Origin of the sequence: Shewanella gelidii, from assembly GCF_014647855.1 — a bacterium.
Classification (GTDB): Bacteria; Pseudomonadota; Gammaproteobacteria; order Enterobacterales; family Shewanellaceae; genus Shewanella; species Shewanella gelidii.
Window position 1 is genome coordinate 371,282 of the sequence record NZ_BMPZ01000001.1, and the last position, 19,029, is coordinate 390,310.

At 43.9% G+C, this 19,029-nt stretch carries 13 protein-coding genes; 5 read left to right on the forward strand and 8 right to left on the reverse strand.

Features of this window, described 5'->3' with window-relative positions; all coding sequences use genetic code 11:
- Nucleotides 1-102: 102 nt before the first annotated feature.
- From IEY18_RS01665 to rppH, 4 genes are all read right to left on the reverse strand, one after another.
- Nucleotides 103-954, reverse strand: a complete 852-nt coding sequence (locus tag IEY18_RS01665; protein ID WP_188917180.1) for a thymidylate synthase — start codon at nucleotides 952-954, stop codon at nucleotides 103-105.
- A 49-nt stretch (nucleotides 955-1,003) separates the two neighbouring features.
- Nucleotides 1,004-1,804 (reverse strand): sulfite exporter TauE/SafE family protein, encoded by an 801-nt coding sequence (locus IEY18_RS01670; RefSeq protein WP_188917182.1) that lies wholly within the window; start codon nucleotides 1,802-1,804, stop codon nucleotides 1,004-1,006.
- Between the two features lie 299 nt (nucleotides 1,805-2,103).
- On the reverse strand, nucleotides 2,104-4,353 hold the full coding sequence (gene ptsP, locus IEY18_RS01675) for a phosphoenolpyruvate--protein phosphotransferase (RefSeq protein WP_188917184.1): 2,250 nt from the start codon (nucleotides 4,351-4,353) through the stop codon (nucleotides 2,104-2,106).
- Nucleotides 4,354-4,384: 31 nt separating this feature from the next.
- Nucleotides 4,385-4,915 (reverse strand): RNA pyrophosphohydrolase, encoded by a 531-nt coding sequence (gene rppH / locus IEY18_RS01680; RefSeq protein WP_188917186.1) that lies wholly within the window; start codon nucleotides 4,913-4,915, stop codon nucleotides 4,385-4,387.
- 681 nt (nucleotides 4,916-5,596) lie between these two features.
- Between rppH and mutH the strand changes: the two genes are divergently transcribed.
- Nucleotides 5,597-6,277 carry a DNA mismatch repair endonuclease MutH gene (mutH, locus tag IEY18_RS01685; protein WP_188917188.1) on the forward strand — a complete coding sequence of 227 codons (681 nt, stop codon included), beginning with the start codon at nucleotides 5,597-5,599 and terminating at the stop codon, nucleotides 6,275-6,277.
- Nucleotides 6,278-6,393: 116 nt separating this feature from the next.
- Nucleotides 6,394-7,461 carry an adenylate/guanylate cyclase domain-containing protein gene (locus IEY18_RS01690; protein ID WP_188917190.1) on the forward strand — a complete coding sequence of 356 codons (1,068 nt, stop codon included), beginning with the start codon at nucleotides 6,394-6,396 and terminating at the stop codon, nucleotides 7,459-7,461.
- A 51-nt stretch (nucleotides 7,462-7,512) separates the two neighbouring features.
- On the opposite strand, the gene oxyR is transcribed toward IEY18_RS01690, so the two are convergent.
- Entirely contained in the window at nucleotides 7,513-8,415 is a 903-nt protein-coding gene (oxyR, locus tag IEY18_RS01695; RefSeq protein WP_188917192.1) for a hydrogen peroxide-inducible genes transcriptional activator OxyR, read from the reverse strand.
- Nucleotides 8,416-8,591: 176 nt separating this feature from the next.
- Between oxyR and IEY18_RS01700 the strand changes: the two genes are divergently transcribed.
- The gene (locus IEY18_RS01700; RefSeq protein WP_188917194.1) at nucleotides 8,592-10,349 is read left to right on the forward strand and encodes a GGDEF domain-containing protein; all 1,758 of its coding nucleotides are present in this window, start codon (nucleotides 8,592-8,594) and stop codon (nucleotides 10,347-10,349) included.
- Between the two features lie 86 nt (nucleotides 10,350-10,435).
- Here the strand turns inward: IEY18_RS01700 and IEY18_RS01705 are convergent, their stop codons facing one another.
- Entirely contained in the window at nucleotides 10,436-10,801 is a 366-nt protein-coding gene (locus IEY18_RS01705) for an Hpt domain-containing protein (protein WP_188917196.1), read from the reverse strand.
- A gap of 258 nt (nucleotides 10,802-11,059) precedes the next feature.
- The gene (gene mnmL / locus IEY18_RS01710) at nucleotides 11,060-11,983 is read right to left on the reverse strand and encodes a tRNA modification radical SAM protein MnmL/YtqA (RefSeq protein ID WP_188917197.1); all 924 of its coding nucleotides are present in this window, start codon (nucleotides 11,981-11,983) and stop codon (nucleotides 11,060-11,062) included.
- A 509-nt stretch (nucleotides 11,984-12,492) separates the two neighbouring features.
- On the opposite strand from mnmL, the gene gltB reads away from it, so the two are divergent.
- Nucleotides 12,493-16,941, forward strand: a complete 4,449-nt coding sequence (gltB, locus tag IEY18_RS01715; RefSeq protein WP_188917198.1) for a glutamate synthase large subunit — start codon at nucleotides 12,493-12,495, stop codon at nucleotides 16,939-16,941.
- A 7-nt stretch (nucleotides 16,942-16,948) separates the two neighbouring features.
- Nucleotides 16,949-18,355, forward strand: a complete 1,407-nt coding sequence (locus IEY18_RS01720) for a glutamate synthase small subunit GltD family protein (protein WP_188917199.1) — start codon at nucleotides 16,949-16,951, stop codon at nucleotides 18,353-18,355.
- A gap of 135 nt (nucleotides 18,356-18,490) precedes the next feature.
- On the opposite strand, the gene IEY18_RS01725 is transcribed toward IEY18_RS01720, so the two are convergent.
- On the reverse strand, nucleotides 18,491-18,967 hold the full coding sequence (locus IEY18_RS01725; RefSeq protein ID WP_188917200.1) for a hypothetical protein: 477 nt from the start codon (nucleotides 18,965-18,967) through the stop codon (nucleotides 18,491-18,493).
- Between the last annotated feature and the right edge of the window lie 62 nt (nucleotides 18,968-19,029).

Genomic DNA, 19,029 nt, shown 5'->3' on the forward strand with positions numbered 1-19,029 from the left:
CATTAACATCGGATATTCCGAGCTATTGATTTACTTTGTAATGATTTGTACAAATAAAAAGCACTCTTGCGAGTGCTTTTTCAACAAAACAAAAATAAGGACTTAAACAGAAAACGGGTATTTAATCGCTTCGTGATGTTGATAACCTTCCAATTCAAAGTCATCTAGAGTCACCCAAGTTTCCAAATCTTCTAAAGATTTAATATCTGGGTTAATTTTTAACGTAGGTGAGGGAAATGGCTCGCGCTTGAGCTGCACAGACTGCATTAAGTCCAACTGGTCTTCATAAATATGCGCATTAACAATTTTATGGTAAGCCACACCAGGCTTATGCCCGGTAATTTGTGCAACTATCGCCAATAAAAAATAAACTTGAACCTGATTAAAGTTTAAGCCTAGTGGTACATCGCAAGAACGCTGGAAGCTATTGAGATACAAGGTATCACCAAGCAACGAAAAATTGTGGGTATGCATGCAGGGGCGCAAGCACCCCATGTGGAACTCACCAGGATTATAGAAGCTTAAAATCTCACCACGATCATCAATACCACGGCTTAAGTTATCAACAATCTTTTTGAACTGATCAATACTGCCACCATCAGGCTTACTCCATGCTCGGCCTTGAACGCCATAGACGCGCCCCATATCATCCTCACCTTTCCGGTGAGCATTATTTAACCAAGCTTGGTTTTCATTAGCATTGGCATTCCACGTGTTGCATCCAATAGCTCGAAAATCAGCTGCATTATCATAACCACGCAAATAACCAAGCATTTCTGCAATCGCGCCCTTCCAAAAGCTTTTACGTGTCGTAATGAGAGGGAATTGCCCATCAGCGACTTGATAGGTCAAGTCTGCATTGATCACTGTTTTACAGCGTTTTCCGGTTCGTTCATTCTCAACCCAAACACCCTGTTCCACAATGCGCTGACACAAATCAAGATATTGCTGCATGAACCCTAAAACCTCTTTTCTAAATTCAAGATGATGTAAATTTTCGGCGCTAGGATAGCATGAGCTTCAGTCCAATTACCGCAAGCAATACTGCAAATATTTTCTTTAGTACTGGTGTTGGCCAAGTACTCGCCGCTTTCACCCCCAGCGGTGCAGTCAACATGGATGTCACCACGATTCCTACGAGTGCAGGTAGATAGATAAAACCAATCGCTCCAGTCGGCAAATCTGTTACATCCCAGCCAGCAATGATGTAGCCAATGGTTCCTGATGACGCAATCATTAGCCCTGTTGCCGATGAGAAGCCTACGGCTTTTCGCATCTGTAAACCACTCCAAGTGAGGTAAGGAACCAATAACACCCCACCACCGATCCCCATTAAGCCGGCAATCAACGCGATGCACATAGAGACTGCAAATAATACAGGTTTTCCCGGCAGTTCTTTTTCGACTTCTGACTTAAATGGGAATGCCATTTGAATCGCCATCAGGACGACAAATACAGCAAAAATTCGTTTCAAATCTTCCGCTGAAATAAGTTCTGAGATTGATCCAGCAACAATTGCACCCAAAATAATACCAGGCAGCATTGGCTTAAACAGCTCCCAAGGAATATTCCCCCGCTTATGATGGGCCCTTGCTGAAGACGCAGAGGTTAAGATAATCGCCGCAAGTGAGGTTGCAATCGCAATATGCGTTGGGTAAGCCACTTCAATTCCTGCAAACGGCAATATATATAAAAGCGCGGGAACAATAATTAAGCCGCCGCCTATGCCAAGCAAGCCCGCCATAAAGCCAACAAATGACCCAAGAACAACACAGCAAATAAACACGGTAATCAGACTTTCCAACGCGAGCACCTTATTTGAATCGATGAGAGTAGGCTAAGTAGCTTAATCGAAATTGCCAGAGCTAGTAACCCCCGCAACTAAGCAAACCTCTATAAACTAAGATAAGTTTGGCTAAAGTATGACAAGCAGAGTGATGAAATTAGATTAGATAAAACAAAAGCGATAACACACTCACTTCGCGCTGTAGAACACAACCATTGCTGAGCGAACTTCACGTTAAACCTTTAGCTTGCTCTACAAGGCGATTCATTATCACTCTGTGTTTGGGTAATCCAAATCTATTAAGAGATATTGCTCTCTTAGTTAAGAATTGATGCTAATGATTTTTGCTTCAAAAAGTTAATGGCCACTGAACGGACTTGTTCACCATTTTTTTGTTGTAAAACTGCTGACAAGAGATCTTGAAGATCTGCCAATGACAACCGGCGCATCAAATAATTGATTCGAGCCAATGCACCTTGGTTCATACTTAAATTGTCATACCCCAGCGCAACCAACATCATCGCACCAATAGGTTCACTGGCTAGTTCACCACACACGCTAATGGGTAAACTTAAACGTTGACAGTCACTACAGGCTCGCTCAAGCGCCCGTAAAACCCCAGGGTGATAACTATCGAAAAGGGAGCTCACTCGCGGGTTATTCCGATCTACTGCGAGTAAGTATTGGGTTAAGTCATTGCTCCCAACAGACACAAAATCGACGCGTTTTGCAACTTCATCGAGTTGATAAAGCAACGCTGGGACCTCTAGCATGACCCCCAGTTTGGGCCAGGTAATTTTACAACCGGCTTCGATTTTCAACTCATCAAATGCTTGACGCACATAGCTTAACGCTTGATCTATTTCATCAAGTGTACTCACCATGGGCAAAAGTATTTGTAACTGATCACTCCCTTCAGCTGCTTGTAACATCGCACGAATTTGGACCAGAAAAATCTCCGGATGGTCCAAGGACAAACGAATACCACGCCAACCAAGGAAGGGGTTTTCTTCTTTAATCGGAAAATAAGGTAAAGGTTTGTCACCCCCAACGTCCAAGGTTCGCATGACAACAGGCTTACCTCCCGCTGCAGATAACACTTGTTGGTACCCTTTAATCTGCTCAGACTCACTCGGGAAACGCTGCTGCAACATAAAGGGGATTTCGGTACGGTATAATCCAATGCCATCAGCGCCATCAACAATGCTGGCACCAATTCCACTGAGAAGGCCGGCATTCACGCATAATTTGACTCGGCACCCGTCTGTGGTCTCTGTCTTTAACTTTTGCTCAGCCGCATACTTTTTCTGGAGTGCTTTCTGGGCAGATATGAAGCCTTTGAATTCCTGAATAACTGACGCAGAAGGAGAAACCAACAGCTGACCACGACTGGCATTTACCACGACAAGTTGTTTATCGATATCTGAGGTCAGAATTTGCTGCACCCCAACAATCGCAGGCACACCTAAAGCTCTTGCCAGAATAGCGGCATGAGAGTTCACCCCACCAAGTTCCGTCACGATCCCCGCGAGCTTTTTCCGAGGAAATTCGGCGAGTAAGGTAGTATCTGCTTCTCGTGCGACCAACACGACAGGTTTATCCGGTTCAACCTCTAAGCGGCCTGGCTCAATCAATTGGCGTAAAACTCTTTGCCCCAAGTCGCGAATGTCAGAAGCTCTCTCTTTTAGGTAGGGGTCATCCATACTGGAGAACTGCTCGATAAACCGAAGAGACACTCGACTAACGGCTGTCTCGGCTGACCAGCCTTCCTTTACTTCCGCAACGTATTCGCCCCCTAAACTGGCATCATCAAGCAGCAAAAGAAGCGCTGAAAAGATTGAAGCAACCTCATCATCTTGTTCACGGTCAAATCGCTGGGTCAAAGCACTTACAGCATCTTTCGCTCGCTCTGTCGCTTCGCCTAAGCGTTTCAGCTCAGCCGCAATATCGGTACATTGAATTTGAGGTTGTTCAAGTGATATTTCGCCACCTAATACGAGGGCATGCGCAATCGCAATACCATTTGACGCTGACGTGCCTTGAAATAGAATTTGATGCTGATGCTCTTTTACATCAGCTTTTTGTTTAAGGCCCCTAAGCGCCATCGCAAGCTGAGCCGCCAATGTCATTAAGAAGGCTTCTTCATCCCCACTAAATAAGCGAGCAGAATCCTGCTGTACAACAATAACGCCTAGTGCTTTTTTTTGATAAATGATGGGGGCTGCGAGAAAAGCTCGATACTCTTCTTCTGCAATTTCAGGGAACAACTTAAAACGATTGTGCCGACGCGCATCGGCGAGATTCACGACTTCTTCTCTTTGTGCGACGAGCCCAACAAGTCCTTCTGTAAGCGGCATTTTAACACGACCAACAGCATCGGCATCAAGACCATCGGTTGCAGACAAAACAAGCTCTTGTTGGTCAACTTGATGTTTATCGAGTAAATAAACTGAACAAACTTGGGTGAGCATTGCCGCTTTAGTACGCTGCACAATTTGCTTTAACGCAACGTCAAGGCTTTGGGCACTTGCGACCGCTTGGGTTATATCTCTTAGCGTATTAAGCACACTCTCCCTCCATTGGTTTGTCTATTTAACTTTATCCGTAGCCTCTACGGCGTTGCCTTCTATTATTGTGGTGCTGATCTTGAGACTGGAAAGCCAACGTCGTGGATGCAAACTCTTTCATCACTTTGCGGTAGACTTCTCTTTTGAATGACACGACTTGTCGTACGGGGTACCAGTAACTAACCCAGCGCCAATCATCAAACTCAGGATGACCTGAACTGTTCAAATTAATCGCACTTTCTTGGCTTTTTAATTGCAGCAAAAACCATTTTTGTTTTTGCCCTATACAGACCGGCTTACTGTCTTGTCGGATCAAACGCTTTGGAAGTCGGTATCTTAGCCATGAACGCGTCGATGTTAATATTTGAACATGTTCTGGTTTTAGCCCAACTTCTTCATACAGTTCTCGATACATGGCCTGCTCGGCGGTTTCGCCATCATCAACACCACCTTGTGGAAATTGCCATGAGTGCTGACCAAAACGTCTAGCCCACATGACCTGGCCCTGTTTATTACAGACAATAATGCCTACATTTGCGCGAAAGCCGTCACTATCAATCACACGGACTCCAAATACGCTTAAATATCAATAACTCGATTGTTTCATAAAGCAGAGCTAGCGGCAAATCCCAATTATGGCAACTTGTTGGATAAAAACCACCTTACAGCAACGTTATCAACACCAAGCTAGTTGGCGAACGAAGGATATCCACAGAATCTGTGGATATCTCTGTTTGAAACTATCAAAAGCTCAACCATAACTCTCAGTTTTACATATAGTTCGCGATGAACAGGGCTAACACCATTCGCTTTTAATACAACACCTTAAAGCAACAAACCATAGGGAGGTATGCCATAAAACTTATCAAAGGTGCTTTTTTGTACAGCTGAATAAAAACGAGATTGGCTGTATATGCGGCATGTATTTTATGCACAAGGTCAATTCTTTTTTTCATAAAAAACATTAAAAAAAACTAAAAAGTTAGCTTGACCGCAAGTTTTTTATCGAGTAACCAATATTAATTCGAGAGTTATCCATAGTTTCTGTGGATAACTATGTTGGAAAAGTCTGTGAATTCACAGGCAACTTGACAATCGCAAGTAAATTTCGCCCCTAGCAACAAATTTTAGCCACTATAAACAGACACTTACACAACCAACGGCCTACCTTTATTATTCAAACAAGACACCGAGCAAATTTCAACCAAGTTGAAATCAACCAGCAATTCGATACACTCAAGCCATGAAAACCTCAATATCACCACCAAAAGACCTCCAAGAGCTACTTGATAGGGCCGACAATATGGCAGGCCTGACTTTGGGGCAACTGGCTGATAGTCACCAAGTCCAAGTTCCGAATAGTTTAAAACGCGACAAAGGCTGGATTGGACAGCTTATCGAGTTAGAACTGGGCGCGATAGCGGGTTCAAAACCCGAGCAAGACTTTATTCATTTAGGCGTAGAATTAAAAACAATTCCAATTAGTGCCAAAGGTACTCCCCTAGAAACCACGTATGTCAGTGTCGCGCCATTGGTAAATTTACAAGGGTTAACTTGGGAAAACAGTTTAGTTTGCCACAAATTGCAGCAAGTTCTTTGGGTTCCCATCGAAGGAGACCGGGATATACCAGTAGGAGAACGGCAAATTGGAACGCCTTTTTTATGGCAGCCCAATGACGATGAATACCGACTGCTCAAACAAGACTGGGAAGAAATTATCGAACGAATCGCCTTGGGAGAAGTAGAAAAAATAACGGCTAGACATGGCGAAGTCTTACAATTAAGGCCCAAAGCGGCGAATAGCCGAGCACTGACTGAAAGTATTGGTGCAAATGGCACCATTCAAATGGTCAACCCAAGAGGGTTTTACCTAAAGACACAGTTCACTCAATCAATTATTTCTCGTTTTTTTGGACAAATTTAGGCCTCAACTGCTCTAGGATTGATTCAGATCACATAGTTCACTGGAAATTAGAGGGTTATTTTCTATACACTAGCGCCTTCTGAAGTTTTCTGCAGTATTTGGATACGAATTAGCCGGTGAGAGCACGTCGACAAGCAAAAAGACTACTTTTTGCGATTTTAGCTTGGGCTATAGCCATGGCTTCGTTTGTGTTTTTTCGATATGCACAAACCCCTGAATTACCGCAATGGGCGGTAGGCTCAGCGGATCTCGCAACACTAGCCATATATATGGGGATTATTTTTGGCAGCCTGCACTGGCTGTCCAACCTCATTTCAGACTTCAGTGCCATCAGCCGGCTCCCCTATATTTTTTCCGTCATTTTCAAAGGCATTTTCCTTCTTCTTGGGGCAATGACTCTGGCATATATCACGCAATACCTGAATATGTGGGCCATCGAGAACCATATGGCGACGTTACGACAAATGTTAACGGTTCACATTCTTTACAGCCCATCCTTTCAAGCATTGATTATATACCTTGTTGCAGTCCGCGTAGGACTCGCCTTTATTGAGCAAATGGCATTATTAGTCGGACCACGCGTTTTGCTAAATATCGGCCTTGGCAAATATCATAAGCCGCGTTATGAGCAAAGCTTATTTCTGTATATTGACATGGTTGCTTCAACGACCCATGCAGAATCCCTCGGAGACTATCGATTTAGTCGATTGATTCAGGATAGCTTTAGTCTGCTATCCGATACTGTGGCCAACAACGAAGCAGAAATCTATCGATATATGGGAGATGCGGTTCTTATTCATTGGCCTTTAAATAAAGGGGTTGTGAATGACCGCTGTATGAATATTTATTTTGATTTTAGCCAACAACTCAACTGGCAACGCAAATACTTTGAAGAACACTACGGCTTTGTCCCTAAGTTCAAAGCAGCAGCGCATTGTGGTCAAGTTGTCGCAGCAGTCGTCGGCGTTCAAAAACAAGAGATCAGCTATTTCAGTGATGTCATCAATACGCTCGCACGCCTACAAGATCAATGTAATCCTCTTGGACAAAGAATGTTAATTTCAGGAGAACTTGAGTCTCAACTGGAAACCCGTGAGACTCAATATAAAATCACAAATCTAGGCCCTGTGAAATTAAAGGGGAAACAACAAACCACAGACGTGTTTGGTATTCATCCGAAGTAAGTGGAAAGTTATTTCGCCTCCACCGTTATCCATGACTAAACCTTAAATCTTTTACTGTGTCAGCAACGATTCAATTTCATTACCTATGGTTCTAAACGTCAGGATTCTACTTGTGGTCTGACGCCATACCAGGCCAATATCTCGATATGGGCTGTCTCCAGGTGGATCAACAACTACAAGGTCCGTGTCTCTCAATATTCCAGAATCTATCGCCATCTGCGGTAAAAAGGTTGTGCCTAACTTGCTGTTTACCATTTGCACTAACGTATGCAAACTCGTAGCCGCAAATGGATTCACTTTCGCCGAATCTTCGAGCTGACAAGCACTAATGGCATGGCCAGTGATGCAGTGTTCACTTTGCAATAAAAAGATACTTTCGTCTGGCATCGATTGATAATCAACCGGCATTGGAATAGTGGACTTTAAGTCTTTATGGACAACCATTTTAAAAGGATCGATTCCCACCTTCATACTATGATATCCACCAACGTCCACCGGCAAGGCAAGAATTAAGAGGTCTAACTCTCCTTTTCCTAAAGCCTGCAACAGTCTTTCGGTCGTGTCTTCTTTCAGTAATAAACTTAAATCGGGATAAGATGCTTGGCATTGTTTGACGACTTTACTCAACAAAAATGGAGCAATCGTTGGGATACACCCTAATCGAATTTCGCCCGTCATGGGCTCACCTTGGTTCTTCACCAATTCCACTAAATCATCAACATCAGTGAGTACTTTACGTGCCCGCTGCACCACCTCTTCACCAATCGCAGTAAACATAAATGATTTATGATCCCGCTCAATCAACTGGTGACCCAGCTGTTCTTCTAGATTTTGAATACCACTGGATAAGGTGGATTGGCTCACAAAACAAACCTTTGCAGCACGGTTAAAATTTTGCTGCTGATGTAGATTCACCAAATAGTACAGGTTTTTTAGACTTGGTATGGGTTTCATTCTTTCGATTACCCGCTGCTAAATGAATTAATTGTTCCTGTTAACTTACCACATATTGAGTGTCGATTCTTGCGAGCTATAGCACAAGTTATTGAGCATCTTTGAAAAAACTTGCCTAATCAGCGGTGAGTTATATACTTACATACTGCAAGTGTATTCAGGGGATACCTCAAGGAATGAGGCAGTACATTATTCAATTCATCATCGGACTACTACTACTCGTGAGTGCAGTAGCTAGTGCCCATGTAAGCCTCACAGATAGCAACCGTTTACTCCCTATTGATACCTTGTATGAGCCTGCTCATGCGAAACAAATTACCGCACTCAACCAATACCTTCTCAAAAATCATCCGGACAACTATAAAAGTGATATTAAGTGGCATGTGCTTCATATTCAAAGCCATAGCAAAGCCCCACAGTCTTGGGTGCTAACACGGCCAACACACAAAAATTCAGCACCAACCTTGTATTTAAAGTCCCTCAATAATTCAGAGGGTTTTATGAGCATCCAACCCAATAAACAAGAATGGCCAATTAATAGTTATCACTACACTATCGATATCGAAAACCAAGCGATACTCGAGCTTTTTGTCCCCTATATAAAGCAAGCACCGACACAGATATGGAACCAAGCATGGTGGTCGCAATATGCCGAAGACAAGTCATCACATTTGTCTTTTGCTTGGGGGGTATTGTTGACCGTTTTAATCCTTCAAATTTGCTTACTCCTAACGTTTCCATTGCTGCCAAAGAGTATCTTATTTATTACCGGCCTGAGTATGATTGTTCTTGGCCAACAACTCGGACTAGCACACACTTGGTTTAACATTCCTTCACCATTAACCTTATGGCCAGTGCTTATCACTGTCAGCCAAATGATGCTATTACAACTTTTGATGCCATTGTTTGATAAGAAGGTTCCCAGTCACTACATTACGGTGACCAAAGGACTCACCTTAATCACGCTCATACTTGCGCTGGCTTATATTGCAATCGGTAATGACAAACTCGGAGCAGCGACGTTATTAGGGTTAATACTAAATACCTTTGTGCAAGCAATTTTGGTGCTCTATTCACTGAAAAAGAGATACCAATCCGGTTACTTCCCTGTCCTAGGACTATATGTGTCGATGGCTCTGTTGGCGCTAGCGCTAGCGCAATACACTCAAGTTACCCAAGTGAATCAGCTCTATGCACCAGTAATTGCGATAGCAACTTTTGGTATGATATTGGCGCTGTTACTCATTTACGATCAAATATCAGAGCTCGACCTCGCCGATTCTGGGTTAGCCGCCCACTCACAACCGAAAGCTGCTTTTGCAAAACGTGCAAACAAACCGAGTAAAAGCCAAAAATTACAAAAACAGCTTCAAGAGCTAGAAGCCGAGCATAGGTTACTGCAAGAGAAAAACGCCATCGACTTCCTGACTGGACTGAAAAACAGACAATTCTTCGATGAGAAGTATAGAAATGAGCTCGCCATCAGCGCTCGAGAAAACAAGCCTCTTGGACTGATCCTGATTGACTTAGATCACTTCAAAAAAGTAAATGATGAATACGGTCATCAGGTTGGCGATGAGATACTCAAAGCAGTTGCCAAGCGTTTTTATTTCGCATTAAAACGCCCTGCTGATTCCATTTGTCGTTATGGTGGCGAAGAATTTGCGGTCTTATTACCCAATACGAACCTTATTGGTGCAGCTCATATTGCCAAGAGTATTTCAGACACCATTAAAGAAAAGCCATTTAAAACAAGTAAAGGTGAAATAAGAGTGACTCTCAGCCAAGGGGTCGCATCATTTGTCCATGACCTTAGCTGTTCGGAGTCTCACTTGATAGAAAGTGCAGATAAAGTGTTATATCAAGCAAAAAGCGAAGGGCGTGATAAAATTCAATTGGCGCCAAGTAAGCCGTATTTGGTCAAAGCCCAATAGCAAATTTAATATGATGCATATAGTATTTGTCGGCACATCACCAAGCTAGCCGCAAGCACCAGAGCTTCAATATATTCGGTCCGGAATTAAGCACGATTCTCTAAGTAATGTTTCAATTGTTGTAAGTCGTTCTCGACATTTTGGGTAATACCATCCAACCAAGATTGCTTACTCAACTCCCAGCTTGCTTCTTCTCCATGTTGCAACAATTGGGCAAACTCTTGGATACGCTTCAATCCCACAGACCCAGCAGCACCTTTAAACTTATGCGCCTCAGCACAAAGCGTCTCTTTATCATTCTCGCCATGGGCTGACACCAAGCTATCGACATATTCAGGCATGAGCTGCTCAAACAGTACAACACTTTTCAGTAAGGTTCCTGCGCCGATAGCACTACAATATTGATCTAGGGTGTTAATATCCAAAATTGTATCTAGCTCAACAGTGTTCATCAGAGTGGATCCTTAATACTTATTACATGCGTCTGAACTCACATGATACCGAGCCTACCATTAGAAGCAACTCATACGCGCAGAACCGAGAAAATTCCCGTTGAGATTTAACCCTTTATTAACTTCGCATGTTCAATTATATAAACACTAATTCAAATTGTTGACGAACAGATCAGCGTTGATAACCTATTTTCATGCCAAGAGAAAGCTCACAAACCCGTTTTTTGCTGGCGTACCGTTCTTGTAACAGAACAAATTCTAGCTGTTAGAAGCTTTTGAAAGTGCACTTCCTTGACCGCCATTTACAGCGAGATCATCAACAATTGCCACCAAACCGTCCCAGCGAAAGCCACACCAATCAGGCGCTAAAAGCATTGGTTTTTTGGCATAAGCTGTAACCCGATGAAAAATAATCTCTTTGGGTGTCTGTCGAATTAACTTTGCAACGCTCTTGGCATAACTCTCTTTTTCAAGGAGCTTGATTTTTCCGGCACGCCAAGCTTTCGCCATCACGCTCCCTTCAACGATATGCAATGGGTGCAGCTTTAACCCATCGACGCCATGCCTTAGCACTGTATCTAGGGTTTGTTGGTAGTCTTCATCGGTTTCACCTGGCAAGCCCAAAATCAAATGTGTACAAACTTTCAAACCACGACTTCTTGCCCGCTTTACGGTATCGATATATTCAGAAACACCATGTCCGCGGTTAATACGCTTTAGGGTTTTGTCATTCGCAGTTTGCAGCCCCAGCTCCAACCAAACGTCTAAACCAGTACTTTGGTACTGCACCAGTAGATCTAAGACATTATCAGGCACACAATCCGGGCGAGTGCCAACACATAAACCAACAATATCTCGATCGGCGATCGCTTCATCATATTTCTTCTTTAAATACTCATACTCATCATATGTACTGGTATACGCTTGAAAATAAGCGATGTATTTTCCACTCGTTGATACTAATCTCGCTTTACCTTGAGTCATTTGATCAGAGATAGAGAGCTTCGAGCCTTCTTCTGCACTAAATGAGGCAACATTACAAAATGTGCAGCCACCAACTCCTAAAGTTCCATCACGATTTGGACACGTGAATTTTGCATCAATAGTCAGCTTTCGAATTCTTGAACCATAAGTAGCCTTACAAACACTACCAAAGGTATTCACAAATTGGTCCAATCCCACTTCATTCTCCACCGACAAAAACGAGGATTATAAGGAAAAACTGAATCAAGAACGCTTAACTCAAGCAAATACCAGACTGAGGACACAGCGAAACCAATGAAGTGACCTAGATCACCCAGCAAGAAAACCATGCAAAACCCAGATCACAACATGAATAGCTAGTCACAATGACTGTATAAAAATTTAGCAATTGTACATATATTCAAAATCAATGTTCGTCATTAAATTCAGAAAGAGAATAGATGTTACCAACAAGTAAATAATACGTTCTCAAAGCATTAATTTTTATTTATAACAAGCAGATAGAGCCTGCAGGACCAACCTTACGTTAACGTAAACCCATTGCACAATGGCCATAAAACCTGCGTATTTACCCACTTATTATGCAATTAATTGATTTGACGTTTGCTTAATCACACGTTAATTTGGGTGGTTCGGGTGCATATCTATAGTAAGTATACAATTTTATCCCGAATGGCGAATTGTTAAGGTAGTAAGGGAGGTTTTGTATGAGCTTGTATCATCCTAGTTTCGAACGGGATAACTGTGGTTTTGGATTGATTGCGCAAATGGATGGCGAAGCGAGTCACCGTATTGTGCGAACAGCCATCCATGGCTTAGATCGAATGAAACACAGAGGTGGTATTGCAGCTGATGGCCGCACCGGTGATGGTTGCGGGCTATTAATGCAAATGCCCACCAAATTCTTTGAAGCCGTTGCAGAAGAAAACGGTTTCCATTTAAGTCGTCGCTTTGCTGTGGGCATGCTGTTTTTAAGCCAAGACCCTGTAAAAGCAGAAGCTGCGAAAGCTATTCTAAAAAAAGAACTAGAGAAAGAAACACTCAGTATTGCTGGTTGGCGTGTAGTGCCAACCAATCCAGATATGCTTGGTCGAATTGGTAAAGAGAGCCTACCTCAAATTGAACAAGTATTAATTAATGCGCCAGTGGGCTGGCGAGAAAAAGATCTTGAGCGACGCCTTTATATGGCGAGACGCCGTCTTGAACAACAGCTTGTCGATGACAGTGAATTTTATGTTGCCAGTCTTTCAGGTCAGGTTATCGTCTACAAAGGCCTGATGATGCCGGCGGATCTTCCGGAGTTTTATCTCGATCTTGCCGATTTGCGCCTTCAAAGCTCAATTTGCTTATTCCATCAGCGATTCTCTACCAACACACATCCTAAGTGGCCATTAGCTCAACCATTTAGATACCTCGCGCATAATGGTGAGATCAATACCATCGCAGGTAACCGTCAGTGGGCAAAAGCCAGAGCATACAAATTTAGTGCTCCTTTACTTCCTGACTTGCAACAAGCCGCACCGTTTGTGAACGAAAGTGGTTCTGACTCATCGTCACTCGACAATATGTTGGAGATGCTACTTTCTGGCGGCATGGATTTATACCGTGCGATGCGTTTGCTTATTCCACCTGCATGGCAAAGTAACCCTGAAATGGACGAAGAGTTAAAAGCTTTCTACGACTTCAACTCCATGCATATGGAACCATGGGATGGTCCAGCAGGCATCGTGATGACCAATGGTCGTCATGCCGCTTGTGCTGTAGACCGTAATGGCTTGCGTCCATCACGTTATGTGATTACCAAAGACAGAATTATCACCCTTGCTTCAGAAGTCGGTATCTGGGATTACGCAGCTGATGAAGTGGTCGAAAAAGGTCGCGTGGGTCCAGGTGAATTATTAGTACTTGATACGCTTAATGGCCGTTTATATCACTCATTCGAAATCGATGATGATTTGAAACGTCGCCATCCATACAAAGAATGGATGAAAAAGAATAGTCGTACTTTAGTACCTGCAGAGCAACTTCCTCCTGAAGAACAAGGTAAAAGCGAGTTTGACGAAACTAAATTGCTGCAATATCAAAAGCAATTTGGGTATACACGTGAAGAACTAGAGCAAGTCATTTGGGTTCTCGCGAGCCGCGGTGAAGAAGCAACAGGTTCTATGGGCGACGATACGCCAATGGCAGTGCTGTCGAAAAAGAACCGTTCAATATACGATTATTTCAGACAAAAATTTGCTCAAGTCACCAACCCTGCAATTGACCCTTTACGTGAAAAGCACGCTATGTCATTAGCAACGTGTGTTGGCCGTGAACAAAACCTGTTTAATGAAACAACAGGCCACGCCTACCGCGTCATGTTTGACTCTCCGATCCTGCTCTTGAGCGATTTTAATCAACTTCGAGAGTTAGACAATGATGATTACCATGCCAACACCGTTTGTCTAAACTATGATGCTGCAGAAGGATTAAAAGGCGCTGTAGAGCGCGTTTGTAATGAGGCAGAAAAGCTTGCCAGCACTGGCACAACATTGCTTATCTTATCTGATAGAAATACGGCAAAGAATGCTCAAGTGATTCCTGCAGCAATGGCTGTCGGTGCGGTGCAAAATATGCTTGTTGAGAAGCATCTACGCTGTGACACCAACATTATTGTGGAAACCGCATCAGCCCGAGACCCGCATCACTTCGCCGTTTTACTAGGCTTTGGTGCAACTGCAATTTACCCATATCTAGCTTACGAATCAATTGCAGATCTAGCCAAGCGCCATAATCAAGAAGATATGACAGCTCTGCTACTCAATTTCCGCGCGGGTATCGACAAAGGTCTGCGTAAGATCATGTCAAAAATGGGAATTAGTACTGTCGCGTCATACCGTTGTAGTCAACAGTTTGAAGCGGTGGGTCTTTCAAAAGATGTCGTTGATCTATGCTTTAACGGCGTTGTTTCTCGTATTGAAGGTGCGAGCTTTGAACATATTGCCAGTGATGAAGCGGCACTTCATCAAGCAGCTTTCCGAGCTCATATCCCGCTCCCTCAAGGTGGCCTACTCAAGTATGTCGAGGGCGGTGAATACCACAGCTTTAACCCAGATGTGGTTAACACCCTACAATCAAGTTTGAATAACAAAGATTACGGCACCTATAAAGAGTTCACCAAGCTTGTTAATGATCGTCCTGTCGCAACACTACGTGATCTGATTGGTATCAAAGAAACCGACGCTAAAATCACAACCGACGAAGTTGAAGGGCCAGAAAACCTCTACAAGCGCTTTGATAGTGCCGCAATGAGTATTGGCGCACTTAGTCCCGAGGCACATGAGGCACTCGCAATCGCGATGAACCGCTTAGGTGGTCGCTCTAACTCTGGTGAAGGTGGCGAAGATCCACGACGCTTCAATAGCGAGCGTAACTCGAAAATCAAGCAAATTGCATCAGGCCGCTTTGGGGTAACAGCCCACTACTTGGTCAACGCAGAAGTGTTGCAAATCAAAGTCGCTCAAGGGGCAAAACCTGGTGAAGGTGGTCAGCTACCAGGCGGCAAAGTAAGTGTTGAAATTGCAGGTCTACGTCACTCTAGACCCGGTGTGACACTGATTTCACCACCACCACATCATGACATTTACTCGATTGAAGATTTAGCGCAGTTAATTTTTGATTTGAAGCAAATCAACCCAACCGCACTAGTCTCTGTGAAATTGGTATCTGAGCCTGGTATTGGCACAATTGCCACCGGTGTGGCAAAAGCCTATGCAGATATGATTACCGTCGCTGGTTATGATGGCGGTACGGCTGCAAGCCCAATCACCTCAGTGAAATACGCAGGTAGTCCTTGGGAACTAGGCCTTGCTGAAGTTCAACAAGCATTAGTAGAAAATGGACTTCGTCATAAAGTTCGTCTGCAAGTCGATGGCGGACTAAAAACCGGTTTGGACGTAATTAAAGCCGCTCTACTTGGCGCAGAAAGCTTTGGTTTCGGTACCGTACCTATGATTGCACTGGGCTGTAAATACTTGCGTATTTGTCACCTGAACAACTGTGCGACTGGTGTAGCGACTCAAAATACTGAGTTGCGTGAAAAGCATTACCATGGCTTACCTGAGCGCGTGATGACTTACTTTGAGTTTGTTGCACAAGAGGTAAGAGATCTCATGGCAGATCTGGGCGTTTCAAAATTTGAAGAGCTCGTTGGCCGCAGTGATTGGCTAGAAGCACTCGAAGGCAAAACCGACAAACAGCTCGGATTAGATTTAGAGCCAATTTTGTACCAGCCAAAAGTGCCAGAAACCTCTGCGAGAGTTTGGTTAGAAACAAACCCACCAGCAGACCAAGGTATTCTCAATCAACACCTTGTTAATGAATGTCAGAGCTATATTGATAAAGATCAAACGCTAGAAGCATGTTTCAACATCAATAACACTGACCGCTCAGTAGGTGCTGCACTATCAGGCTATATTGCTCGTACAAAAGGGGTTAAAGGAACAAAAGCGCCCATCAAATTAACGTTTGCAGGTAGCGCAGGCCAAAGTTTCGGGGTTTGGAATAGTCCTGGTCTTGAGTTGAAAATCCGTGGCGATGCCAATGACTATGTTGGTAAAGGCATGTCTGGCGGTAAGATTAGTATTAAACCACCAATGGGCAGCCATTTTGAATCCAACCTGTCCACAATCGTTGGCAACACCTGTTTATATGGCGCAACTGGTGGCAAGTTATTTGCGGCTGGCCAAGCCGGTGAACGTTTTGCAGTCCGTAACTCTGGTGCAATCGCAGTCGTTGAAGGCTTAGGTGACAACGGTTGTGAGTACATGACTGGCGGCATTGTTGTGGTCTTAGGCCGAACAGGTGTTAACTTCGGTGCAGGTATGACTGGCGGCTTTGCCTATGTATTTGATCGTTTAGGGCGCTTCCAACCGAGAGTCAATAAAGAACTCGTTGAGCTACTGAAAGTCGACACGCCGATCCTTCAAGAGCACCTTAAAGGGCTGATTGAAGAGCATGTTGAAGAAACAGGCAGCGAACATGGACGCATGATCCTTAGCGATTTTGAAAACTGGATTGATTGCTTTGTATTGGTCAAACCAAAAAATATCGAACTGGCGGATTTGCTAAAAACGAAGCAAGTTGAACCTGAACTAGTTGTTAAAGCGGGGTAACTTCAGAATGAGCAACAATTTTCAATTTATCGAAGTGGACCGCAAAGATCCGAACAAACATGACGCAAAATATCGTGCGTCTCAGTTTATCGAGATCTATCAGCCATTCGAACAAGAACAAGTCAATGAGCAAGCTGATCGCTGTTTAGACTGTGGTAACCCGTACTGTGAGTGGAAATGCCCACTCCACAATTACATCCCGAATTGGCTGGCACTGGCTAAACAAGGACGTATTGCCGAAGCGGCCGATCTGGTACATGAAACCAACACGCTGCCAGAAATCTGTGGCCGTGTATGTCCACAAGATCGCTTGTGTGAAGGTGCATGTACGTTAAACGATGAGTTTGGTGCTGTAACTATTGGTAATGTTGAAAAGTACATTACAGATACCGCGATCGAACAAGGCTGGCGCCCAGATCTGAGTACCATCGAACCTCGAAAAGAAAGAGTTGCAATTGTTGGCGCAGGCCCTGCAGGGCTTGGCTGCGCTGATATTCTTGCACGCAATGGCGTACAAGCCGTGGTTTATGACAAATATCCACAAATTGGTGGCCTATTAACCTATGGTATTCCATCATTCAAGCTGGATAAGTCAGTCATGGCCACGCGTCGTACCGTACTTGAGGGAATGGGAATTGAATTCAAACTTGGTGTCACCATTGGCCAAGACATCATGTTTGAAGAACTATTGAAAGAATATGATGCAGTCTTTTTGGGAATGGGCACCTACACAGCGATGAAAGCCCGCCTCCCAGGTGAGGACTCAGCAGGTGTCATTCAAGCTTTACCTTATTTGATTGGTAATACTCATGAGCTCATGGGCACCCAAAGTAATGAAACGCCGTACCAAAGCTTAGCTGGTCAACGCGTTGTTGTACTGGGTGGTGGTGATACTGCGATGGACTGTGTTAGAACCGCCGTTCGTCAAGGGGCAAAAGAAGTCACTTGTGTTTATCGTCGTGATGAGGCAAACATGCCAGGTTCTCGCCGAGAAGTACAAAACGCACGTGAAGAAGGAGTGAACTTCTTATTCAACCGTCAGCCAACTGAAATCAAAACCAAAGATGGCAAGGTCGTTGGAATCGAATGCATCGAGACCAAGCTTGGCGCAGCCGATGAAAGCGGTCGACAACGTCCAGAGCCCATTGAAGGTAGTGAACAGCTAATCAATGCTGATTCGATAATCGTGGCGTTTGGTTTCCAACCAAGCCCAGCACCTTGGTTAGCCGATCATAATATTGAGTTAAACGAATGGGGTCTGGTCAAAGCGAGTAAAGATGATGCAAATCCATTCCAAACAACCAATCCCAAAGTATTTGCTGGCGGCGATATGGTTCGAGGATCAGATCTTGTGGTCACCGCAATTGCTGAAGGCCGAGACGCAGCGATCGGAATATTAAACTCTTTTGACTAGAGTTTACCGACAAAGAACATCAACCCATTGATCAAATTTTGATTCAAGCGCATCACATGATGCGCTTTTTTTTGACGTAACAATAATAGAATGCCCGCACCGAGTCCGAGTCCAGTTCCCAACTCGGCACATTTGCTATTTTGTATCTGTGCTTTGCAGAATCGCATCATCAGACTTAAGGATTTCAAACCCTTCAGGATCAATACCATGTTGCAAAAAGTATTCTATTGGCATCGGACCAAACAGGTGTAAATCAGGATGGGGACAAGCTGGCTCCACAAATTCAGATGCAGGCAATGCTTGATAACCGGGCTGTGACATAGACACCGCCAGACAATTTACATCCGTTTCTTTTGTGCCCGTTATCAATCCAATAGGTTTTAAGTCGTTTCCATTAGCACTGTGTGACTCAAGATCCCAAGGAGACAAGTCCATCCCAGATGCTTCTAAGCTCGGGATATCTAATTCATGATCTGCACTGTCAAAAAGTACGAAATCCGCGGCATCGGAGATAGCGTTACATTCTTTGCTGGCGTCAGTCTTTATTTGAGTGGTGACATCAATTGCCTTGCTCGGCTCATGTCGCGCTTTTACTTGCTTATTTTTTGTCATTTCTGCTATTCCGTCGCACTGCGGTTTAGGTTAAACAGCGAACACCATTTCCCAACCAATCA